We start from the raw sequence: 9,438 nt of genomic DNA on the forward strand, positions 1-9,438 counted from the left end.
TTCTTCTCTGTTAGTCTGCCGTAACCCATTAGTTGTTTGAATGTATTTAAAGTCATTTTTTTTGGACTATACATGGTGTGTACCAAAAGAAAAAACTGCAGTTTAAAAAATTCGAGATGCACGGGGATTTCCCCATCAAACTTTAATAAAGCTTGATCAAAATGCTGCTTCGCCGTAGGGTACCGTAGTAAGTGTCTCAAAAGCGCCGAGGAGGGGCGCGATGAGGATAAGAATACTCAAATGAAAAGGGAGTAATAAAATGGCGGTATTAGATCTTCGTGGAATAATCTGCGACAAAACTCAGGAGGCTGTTGATGAGCCATATTTTGTCGTAAACGGTGTCAGAGTATGAGGTCCGGCGAGTATGAGAACACGGTTTACGCAGGTGATTAGAGAGTAGAGGAGCCCGTATACTTTAGCGGTGGTGGCAATGCTATTGTCGAGCTTTGGGAACGTGATCCTGCCCGGTCGGAGCTAATAAGAGGTCCGTTGTGGATCGATGAAAGATTTGCTCGCATTCTCGCGGTAAATCCGAGAAAAGACCGCAGACATATCTTTCACGGCGATAGGGGCATTCCTGGAGATGCGACCTACACGTTAACCTATCGTGTATCTCGTGTACAGGCACCCCCGGGTCTGGACACTAATCGTTGATTTCGCAGAAAAAAAGTGATGCCACTCGCTAATAGACGTAGAAGAAGAAGGGAGGAAGGATGGAAAAAACAGAGTCCAAAACTAAGGAGCTCTGCCTTTTTATTTTTGTACCTATTCATGTTTTTTAACTTCTTCTCTTTTGATAAACCTGAGGTTTTTGAGCCTCCCCTTCCCCTGAATCTAATAAAAGAAAGCCGTCTAAAAATTGTTAAAATCCGAAACTTCACTCATTCTCTGAGTCCAGGTAGTCTGACGGCAAACGAAACTCGGTATATATTTCTGCCATCTTTACGTCCGTATAATCTCCGGCTCTCGGTGAAATTGCCACCCAATCGCTTCACTATCGCACGTGAGATCCTGCGCCCACACTCCATGCTGCTGACGTAAATATCCAGCCCCTCTTTTAATAACTGCTGCCTGGTTACGAACTCCTCACCACTCAATGAAGCCTGTGCGATTTCTACTGCCGTTGCAAGTTCCTCATCGGCAGGATACCTGTCCTGTGCTCTTATCTGTACTATAGCAGCGTAATAACCACCTGCTATCCTGCTGCACCTATTACAGGTCCCTGTTTTTATATCTACCTCTATCTCCCCCGTTTGCTCTACTGTTACACCCTTTATCTCCGCTCTCACAGTCACTGTCACTATCTCCCTCGTTCTTCCGCTATCTCTAACTATCTGGTTCACCTCCACCCTGCAACTCTCCAGTCTATCTCTATATCTCCTCCTTATTTCTCTTGACACTATATGAACTACTGCATCTTCTATACTCGTCCTCTCACCGCCCCTGAAGTAAGCGCCACACTTCCTGCACATGGACACGCGTACCTTCATCGCATCGGGCTCAATCAATTGAATGGTACCCATGAAACACTCACGGCATAAGGAATCAATCAAGTCATCCGTTATCTTACCGCATTGCGGACAGAACTTCTCCCATTTCTCTTTCGTCATATTTCTATCTCTATTTCTGAAACTCCAGGTCCATTATTTGTTCTTGGTTGTGGATATGAATTTATTTTGTCGCTTATTTGTTATCTCACTTACTCTCCTGTACTTTTAAACCCACTTCCGCTTTCCCTTCTTTCCCTTCGTCTGCAGTTTTTGCATAATATGATATCTTAACACCCATGAGGGAGATGATAATAGCACCAAGGAATGCAAAGAAGAGCGACTGATAAGCCATTGGATAATTGCCTTCGTTTAATAACAGTACACTCTTGCTACCACCCCAGAGAATAATTCCAGAGGCGATAATAGAGAACATAATAGCCCAGTGCGCTATCACCCTCTCACCCTCTATAAACATATTCAGCATCTTACCGGTCAGAGGGGCTAATGCTGCACCTACATACCACCATATCGCATACTCGATGAAGACTACAACAGGTAATAGAGGTCCTCCTATCTCTGAACCCATTTTCATGTAATAATCCCAGCTGCCTACCATACCCTGAAATGTACCCAGAATCAATAACACAATAGAGCAGATATAAGCGACAAAGGATATCCTGCCACTGTATAGTGACTGTTTTAGCAGCTCCAGCAAATCCCATAGCAGCCTCTCACGTCCCAGACCCTTTAACAGTATATAAGTGCCAATAACTCCCAGGATTATTCCTATCGCCTTCCCTGATAGCTCAAACAGTAAAGAGATGGCTAACAGGACGAGAATGAGTCCTACAGGTGGCAGGAAAGTATGTGAGAACCCGGGTTCCTCTATCAGCTTCTTCATCATATAAAAAGTGCTCTCCAACGGCTTACTCTGCCTCACAACCACTCTTCGTACCGAATCTATCTTCATCCGCGATTGAATGACAGGTATGATACATTCGTCCTCCGCACCATCACTCACGAGTATTGCAGATTCAGCCCCCAAGCTGGAGAGAACTTTATCCAGCTCCTCTCCTATCTTCCTGTCTGATACGATTCCAAGATTCTTATCTCCGGCAATCAATGCAATCTCCGCCGATCCAGCATTCTCCGATTTCAGTCTATCGTATACCCTGATCGCCTCAAATATCGCATTAATATCGGAATCTTCCGGGTCCGCAAGCCCAAGCCTGGTAGCAGCCGCTATGCTCGCTTCTCTACCTAGAATTGGTGTTTTTAAACCCGCCTTCTCTCCTATATCATTGTCCCTGTCTACACAGATAATTAGCGTCCTTACCCTCAAGCTCACCAAGAAGCCTCCCATTCTTAGGAAGGTTTTATTATATTTAAATCTATTCTGTTACTGTTATATTTTATAGTCCATAAAGTATAACATTTCTTTGGTAAAGCTTTTTTTTGAAAGAAAGGTTTTTTTAACGATGCAATGACGGACCGAAATGAAGTTTTCTATTACTTCTATTACTAATACTATCACAAATCCATATCTATCAGCGTCCTCATTGTTTTATCACATGCAGTAGTAGCATGAGAGACCGCTCTGCCGAAGTTAGCATGTGCCTCCCGATAATCTGCCTCCTCTATCTTCCGTCTCACCTCTTTCAACTTCTCTTCTACCATTGCGAACTCGGGCTGTCCTGTTGCCCTCAATGCCATTCCTATCTCCACAACGAGGGCATCGAAGAATGCATCCATCGTCTTCTTCGCTCCCTCCAATTCACATGCTTCCAATGCTTCCATCACCGCCAGCATCTTTGAGCCTATGATCAACTCTGACTTTATACGCTCGCCAAACTGATAGTTTATTATCTCCTTCTTTATCATGCTGGACTATTCCTGCTACGTTATTATAAAACTTTTCTTATTGTGGACCCGAACACCCAGACAAGTATCGTGCAATTCCATACTGCCTACCCACTGATGAAGGGAGGATAGAATCGGAGTGATTACCGTATTTAGTTTTATATAAAATGATTTTTCTTTAAGTTCAAGTTAAAGCTAAAGCTAATGGAGATGGATAAGGAAAATACCCTCCGGCTCGCGGCACTACTTCACGACATCGGTAAGTTCTGGCAGGGAAGTGGTGAACCACATGATAGTAGATATAACCATCTCACCCCCGAGGATTATGGAAAGCATGGCGCACATGCAAAATGGAGTGCAAGTTTCGTCGTTAACTATCTGCCAGAAGAATTTCAAAATTGTGAATCTTTAGTATCATACCATCATAATTCAAAGAATCGTGATTTAAATTTAAAGATTATCGCGCTGGCAGATTGGCTCTCGTCAGGCGAAAGAAGGGGATTAGAGGAAGGAGAAGGAAAGGGAGAACGAGAGAAGACACCGTTAATATCCATCTTTTCGAGGATTGATATCGGGAAAGGCAGGTCATCCTCTGAATACTCTGAATATAGATACTATTATCCAGTCAAAAAGCTGGAATTAAATAGAGATGTTATATTTCCAAAACCGTTAGAAGATTTAAAGAGAGAGTCAGGACCAGGAGCAGAAGATTGGCTGAAGGGCGCTTATAAATGTTTATGGAATGAATTTGTGGACGAAGTTAAAGAAATAAAAACGATAAGGGATTTTGATGCGTATTTCAACACGTTATACCATCTTTTGCAGAAATATACATGGTGCGTACCGTCAGCGGTCTGGAGGTCAAAGCCGGATGTCCCACTCTTCGACCATTTGAAGACAGCATGCGCTATTGCTTCGTGTCTGTACAAATCGAATGTAGAAGAGGAATACCTCGATAATGTGATGAACGGGCTCGAGAAAAGGAGAAGGGGGAATTTAAGCGAGTGCGAAGAAGCCCTGAACGAAGCTAAATTTCTACTCATAGGCGGTGATATTTCTGGAATACAGAAATTTATTTATGCAATAACCTCAAAAGGGGCTGCAAAGGGTTTACGTGGCAGGTCTTTCTATTTGGAGTTGCTATCAGAGAGCATTGCGAAATATATCTTGCGAGAATTGAGCTTGCCTTTCACAAACCTGCTTTATTGCGGTGGTGGGCATTTTTATATCCTTGCGCCGGGCGTTGTAGAAGCGGATTTAAATGCGATTCGCAAAAGAATTGCCGAAATATTATTGGAAATTCACAAAGGAGAACTTTATTTAGTGCTTGAATGGCTTCCTTTGTCTGCTAATGATTTTCAAAATGAGAAGTTCGGTATAAAATGGGGCGAAATTGGTGATAAGATAGCATTGGGAAAGAAGAGGAAATTCACAGAGATTTTAGAGATGCCGGGAATGCACGAAAAAATTTTTGGACCGATAGACAGAGGGGGGACGAGGTGTGAGATCTGCGGTAGTGAAGAGGGAGTGAGGGAAGAGGAGGGGAGAATGGTATGTAGCTTTTGTAAAAGTTTAGAAGTGCTTGCAAAGGATATTGCGAGAGCGAATTACTGGATTGAGACATGGAAGGAGGGCATAAAAATAAGAGAAGAGGAGAGAGGGTGCTGGAAAGATGCTCTCTCCAAGTTTGGTGTTGAATATGAGTTCAAGGAGAATATAGAGATAGAGACTTTAAAGAAGGAGGACCCTGAGCATGAGCATATATTTGTGTATAAGTTAAACGATACAAATTTTACGGATGTTATTTCAGGATGTACGGGTACGGATATGGAAGTTCCAATCTCTTTTGGCTTTAAGTTCCTGGTGAAGAATACGCCGTATAATACTTCGGGCGAGATAAAAGATTTTGGTCAGATGGCTGATGATTCTGCGGGGATAAAGAGATGGGCGGTGTTAAGAGCGGATGTGGATGACCTTGGTATGATATTTTTGGGTGGTTTAGGGGAGGATAGAACAATATCGAGGATATCAAATCTGAGTTTCATGCTTTCGTTGTTCTTCAGGGGGTGGATAGAGAGGATATGCGAAGGCGAGGGATATAAGGGTAAAATATACGCGATTTATTCTGGTGGTGATGACCTTTTCATTGTGGGTTCCTGGGATAGGATGCCAGAGATAGGTAAGAGGATTTACGAAGATTTCAGAGTTTTTACGTGCAGAAATCCGAATATTACCTCATCTACGGGTATCACCATAGCACCTTCAAAGAAATATCCCTTATCTCAGGCAGCAGATACGGCAGGAGAAGCATTGGATAAATCAAAGAGTTTAAAGAAGGAGGATTCCACGCCAATAGAGAAGGATGGTATCACATTTTTAGGAATGCCGGTGAAGTGGTATGAGTTTAGCGGTGAGATCACCAATCTCAAAGCTAATCTTGAGAAGCTTCTTAAAGCGGGCGGCGTATCTCGCGCTATTCTACAAAAATTATATGAGATTTATGATGAGTATAAGCGAGAAAGCGCAAAGCATGGTGAGGCTCTGGCGAAGTATGATGACCGGTATGGTAGGTGGAGGTGGCTATTGGCGTATGTGATTGCGAGAACGAAAGTTTCAAAGGAGAATGAGCCCTTATTGAGGGAAACAGAAAAGCTTATTCGTAAAAATATAGAGTATTTGCCTATCGCAGTGCGATGGGTGGAATTTTTGACGAGGAAGGAACAGGGTGAGAAAAATGGATAGGAGGAATATTGTGGAAAAAATAAAAAAGGATTTGCCTGATATTTTGGCAGGGGATAGTAAGAAGTTGGTGGAAGACGCCAAAGACTTGGGAGAACTTTTAGGGAAAGAGAAAAGAGAGGGGGGAACAGGGATGACCACATCCCAAATCCGAAATATCTTCAGTGAAGTGAAAAAGATGGAATTCGATAAATACAAAATAGATCTTTTAAGACCGAAATTAGCATATACTGCGGGCAGGCATCGAGAAGTACTGCCTCTTCAAGAAGTGCTGGACAAAGCAATCAAAGAAATAGACGACGATGAAGGTAAATTTGATAGATTCAAGGACTTCTTTGAGGCGATTGTAGCCTATCACCGGAAATGGGGGAAGGATTAGGAGGTAAAAATGGTAAAAATAAGCTTGGAAGGAAAAGTGTTGATAACGGGGAAGATAAGGGCGGAAACAGGCTTGAGTATTGGTGGTGCAACTGTTGGATTGGATATAGGGGGCTTGGATAATCCCGTGATAAAGGATCCGATAACAGAGCGACCATACATACCGGGGTCATCATTGAAGGGGAAACTAAGGTCGTTACTGGAGAAAGCGGAAGGATTGGAGTTTAATGCGAATGTTGGGGGGTCTCAGATTCACCAGTGCGAGGATGAAGAGAGTTTCAGTAGATGCAAAGTCTGCAAAATCTTTGGTCTGCCCGGTGAGAAAGGTTTTGGTGAGCCAACCCGGCTGATTGTGAGGGATGCTTTTTTAACAGAGCGAAGTACCGAGATGCTTAAAGAAGCAAGGACAGACCTGCCTTATACAGAAGTGAAATGGGAGAATGTAATAGATAGAATAACCTCAGCAGCGAACCCGAGACAGATGGAGAGGGTTCCAGAAGGAGCAGAATTCGAGTTCGGGATGATATACAACATCTTCAGTGAAGGTGATAAAAGCAATTTGAAGGAGGTATTCAAAGCGCTGGAGCTTTTAGAGCACGATTATCTGGGTGGAAGCGGTTCAAGAGGATATGGCAGGGTGAAATTTGAAGATATAAACGTATACTGGAACTCAAAGGCGGATTATGAGAGCGGGGATGTAGAGATAGAGAAGAAGGAGCCGATAAATGGTGAATATACGACTCCAGCAGACATAGTAAAGAATTTTGAAGCGATAAGGGAAGAAATCAGGTAGCATGAGAGTGTGCAAACTAAAACCGAAGGCACATTTTCATCTTGGCGATAAGGAGGCAGTTTTGGAGAAGACCTCGGATTATATTCACTCTGATACCTTATTCAGCGCTATTTGTAACGCATATAGGTTGCTTTACGGTAATGAAGGATTGCAGGATGTTTTAAAGCTATTTGAAGATCGTGAACCACCTTTTTTAATTTCTTCTGCTTTCCTGTATGCTGGCAAAATATTGACTTTCCCTCTACCGTTATCCATAAACTGGGATAATTATGTGGATGATGAGGTGATAGAAGGATTAAATGCAGAGAGGAAAGAGAATGAGAAGGTGGACAAATTTAGCCTTTTAAAAAGGTTAAAGAGAGTGAAGTTTGTTTCTGAGAAGATTTTTTGGAATGTAACAGAGGAAGAGAGTAGGATAAAGGATTATATTAATGATGAGAACATTATTCAAGGTATTCTTTTTGATGATGAAGAGCTAAAAAGATTAAGAAAGGAATTTGGCGTGAAAGAGAGCAAAGAAATAAAAATTTTTGGTAAAAAGGAAGTTCCGAGAGTTGTAATAGACAGAAAAACAAGTGCATCAAATATTTACCATTTTGGTGAGGTCTCGTTCGCTGAGAATTGTGGTTTATATTTCCTGATGGATTTGAGAATGAAAGAATACAAGAAAAGAGTAGAGGCAGCTATAAGGGTGCTTGGAGATGAAGGAATAGGAGGAGACAGAACTTACGGTAAAGGGTTGTTTGAAGCAGAATTTAAGGAGATAGAATTGAATATAGAACCAAAGAATCACTTTGTTACGCTTTCGTTATATTACCCGGGGGAAAGAGAAATCTCGTTAAAGGATGGATACTACGAGTTGATAAACAGAGGAGGATGGATTTACTCGCTGGAAGTGAAGAATCTGAGGAGGAGAACAGTTAGGATGTTCTCTGAGGGTTCGGTATTCAAAATTGGCGAAGGGTCGAGCCTGTATGGTGGTCTGGCAGACGTTAAGCCGATAGGAATAGATTTGCATGAAGTTTACAGATATGGATATGCGTTTGCAGTGCCGGTGGGGGTGGGCGAATGAAGTACGAGATAGAAGTGATTTCTCCGGTTCACATAGGAAGTGGCGGTACAATAAGCCCGATTGAGTATGTTGTAGAGGATAATTTTTATCGTGCGGACGTGGACAGGCTTTTTGAGGATGAGAGATTTGATACTGATGGATTTATCGAGGATGCAAAGGCAGGAGCATTTTATCTTGGGAGATTTGCACCAGGGGTTGCGAAGAAGCATGTTAGATACGCACTGGGGATAACCCCGTCAGCGAGAACAAAACTCCAGCAATTAATTGGTAGATTGAGTCGAAGTAGTGAAGTGAGAGAACATATAAAAACGAAGGATGAAGTGTATATTCCCGGCAGTTCGGTGAAGGGTGCGATAAGAACAGCGATTTTGTGGTGGGTGTTGAAAAACGATGCGGATAGGTTTGATAGAGCTAAACGTCATTTAGAGAATTTGGTACGGTCCAGGGACAGAGTAGATAAGAAACGTGTTGCTGATGAGATAGAAAAGGAAGTTTTTGGTATAGATCCGACTCACGATCTTTTGAAGGCATTGCAAGTCTCAGACACTAATGCGGTTGCCACCAATAATTTAAAGATTGAAGAAGTGCGAACATTGACAACAACGCCGCGGGGGCACAACTGGAAAAGTTTTTACACGTATGTGGAGGCGTTGAAGCCTGGAACGAAGCTAGTTTTGGAAACGAAAATAGACGAATTTTTGCTTGAAGACGATGCAGCAAGCGAATTGCATTTTGAAAACAAACAGGAGCTTGTAAGGGAAATACCGAGGATTTGCAACGAATTCGCAGATATGTTTATCGAGGATGAAATGAGATTTTTCAGGCAGTATAATAGACCAGGAGAACTTGATAATGTTTTAGAATTTTATGAAATGTTGAGAGAAAGAAGAGAAGAAGATTCTTTCTTACTTCATCTTGCATGGGGTTCTGGCTGGCACGGGATGACGGTTGGGAGGCTATTGCAAGAAGAGCCGGATTTGGATTTCTTCGGACTGCGGAAGAGATTCAGCTTGGGGAAGAGAAGAAATCAACCGTTTTTCGTGAGTGAGTTCCCCAAGACTCGCCGTTTAGTATTTGAAGATGGAAAGCCAAAATATCCTCTGGGG

Annotated in this window: 9 protein-coding genes; 6 read left to right on the plus strand and 3 right to left on the minus strand. The window is 42.5% G+C overall.

Annotated features, from left to right (window positions below; translation table 11 throughout):
• Nucleotides 1-489: 489 nt before the first annotated feature.
• The gene (locus tag J7J01_02545) at nucleotides 490-654 is read left to right on the plus strand and encodes a hypothetical protein (GenBank protein MCD6209771.1); all 165 of its coding nucleotides are present in this window, start codon (nucleotides 490-492) and stop codon (nucleotides 652-654) included.
• Between the two features lie 227 nt (nucleotides 655-881).
• Here J7J01_02545 and J7J01_02550 read toward each other — a convergent pair whose 3' ends face one another.
• The 3 genes from J7J01_02550 to J7J01_02560 all read right to left on the minus strand — a co-directional run bounded on the left by J7J01_02550 (nucleotide 882) and on the right by J7J01_02560 (nucleotide 3,371).
• Entirely contained in the window at nucleotides 882-1,610 is a 729-nt protein-coding gene (locus J7J01_02550) for a 60S ribosomal export protein NMD3 (GenBank protein MCD6209772.1), read from the minus strand.
• A gap of 85 nt (nucleotides 1,611-1,695) precedes the next feature.
• The gene (locus J7J01_02555; GenBank protein ID MCD6209773.1) at nucleotides 1,696-2,838 is read right to left on the minus strand and encodes a DUF373 family protein; all 1,143 of its coding nucleotides are present in this window, start codon (nucleotides 2,836-2,838) and stop codon (nucleotides 1,696-1,698) included.
• A 182-nt stretch (nucleotides 2,839-3,020) separates the two neighbouring features.
• Entirely contained in the window at nucleotides 3,021-3,371 is a 351-nt protein-coding gene (locus J7J01_02560; GenBank protein ID MCD6209774.1) for a hypothetical protein, read from the minus strand.
• Between the two features lie 189 nt (nucleotides 3,372-3,560).
• On the opposite strand from J7J01_02560, the gene cas10 reads away from it, so the two are divergent.
• The 5 genes from cas10 to csm5 form a co-directional block, all read left to right on the plus strand.
• Nucleotides 3,561-6,092: a type III-A CRISPR-associated protein Cas10/Csm1 gene (cas10, locus tag J7J01_02565; protein ID MCD6209775.1), complete on the plus strand. Its 2,532-nt coding sequence runs from the start codon at nucleotides 3,561-3,563 to the stop codon at nucleotides 6,090-6,092.
• Nucleotides 6,085-6,468 (plus strand): type III-A CRISPR-associated protein Csm2, encoded by a 384-nt coding sequence (csm2, locus tag J7J01_02570; protein ID MCD6209776.1) that lies wholly within the window; start codon nucleotides 6,085-6,087, stop codon nucleotides 6,466-6,468. Before cas10 ends, csm2 begins: the two co-directional genes overlap by 8 nt.
• Before the next feature lie 9 nt (nucleotides 6,469-6,477).
• Complete coding sequence (csm3, locus tag J7J01_02575; protein ID MCD6209777.1) at nucleotides 6,478-7,260, plus strand: type III-A CRISPR-associated RAMP protein Csm3; 783 nt, start codon at nucleotides 6,478-6,480, stop codon at nucleotides 7,258-7,260.
• A gap of 1 nt (nucleotide 7,261) precedes the next feature.
• Nucleotides 7,262-8,332 carry a type III-A CRISPR-associated RAMP protein Csm4 gene (csm4, locus tag J7J01_02580; GenBank protein MCD6209778.1) on the plus strand — a complete coding sequence of 357 codons (1,071 nt, stop codon included), beginning with the start codon at nucleotides 7,262-7,264 and terminating at the stop codon, nucleotides 8,330-8,332.
• Nucleotides 8,329-9,438: type III-A CRISPR-associated RAMP protein Csm5 (csm5, locus tag J7J01_02585; protein ID MCD6209779.1), on the plus strand; the 1,110-nt coding region annotated here is incomplete at its 3' end. The genes csm4 and csm5, both read left to right, overlap by 4 nt.

Source organism: Methanophagales archaeon, assembly GCA_021159465.1.
Classification (GTDB): domain Archaea; phylum Halobacteriota; class Syntropharchaeia; order Alkanophagales; family Methanospirareceae; genus G60ANME1.

Bases quoted from the DNA above. Each gene is read 5' to 3' on its own strand.
- J7J01_02550 (MCD6209772.1), bottom strand. From the start codon at position 1,610: ATGACGAAAGAGAAATGGGAGAAGTTCTGTCCGCAATGCGGTAAGATA.
- J7J01_02560 (MCD6209774.1), bottom strand. From the start codon at position 3,371: ATGATAAAGAAGGAGATAATAAACTATCAGTTTGGCGAGCGTATAAAG.
- cas10 (MCD6209775.1), top strand. From the start codon at position 3,561: ATGGATAAGGAAAATACCCTCCGGCTCGCGGCACTACTTCACGACATC.
- csm2 (MCD6209776.1), top strand. From the start codon at position 6,085: ATGGATAGGAGGAATATTGTGGAAAAAATAAAAAAGGATTTGCCTGAT.
- csm3 (MCD6209777.1), top strand. From the start codon at position 6,478: ATGGTAAAAATAAGCTTGGAAGGAAAAGTGTTGATAACGGGGAAGATA.
- csm4 (MCD6209778.1), top strand. From the start codon at position 7,262: ATGAGAGTGTGCAAACTAAAACCGAAGGCACATTTTCATCTTGGCGAT.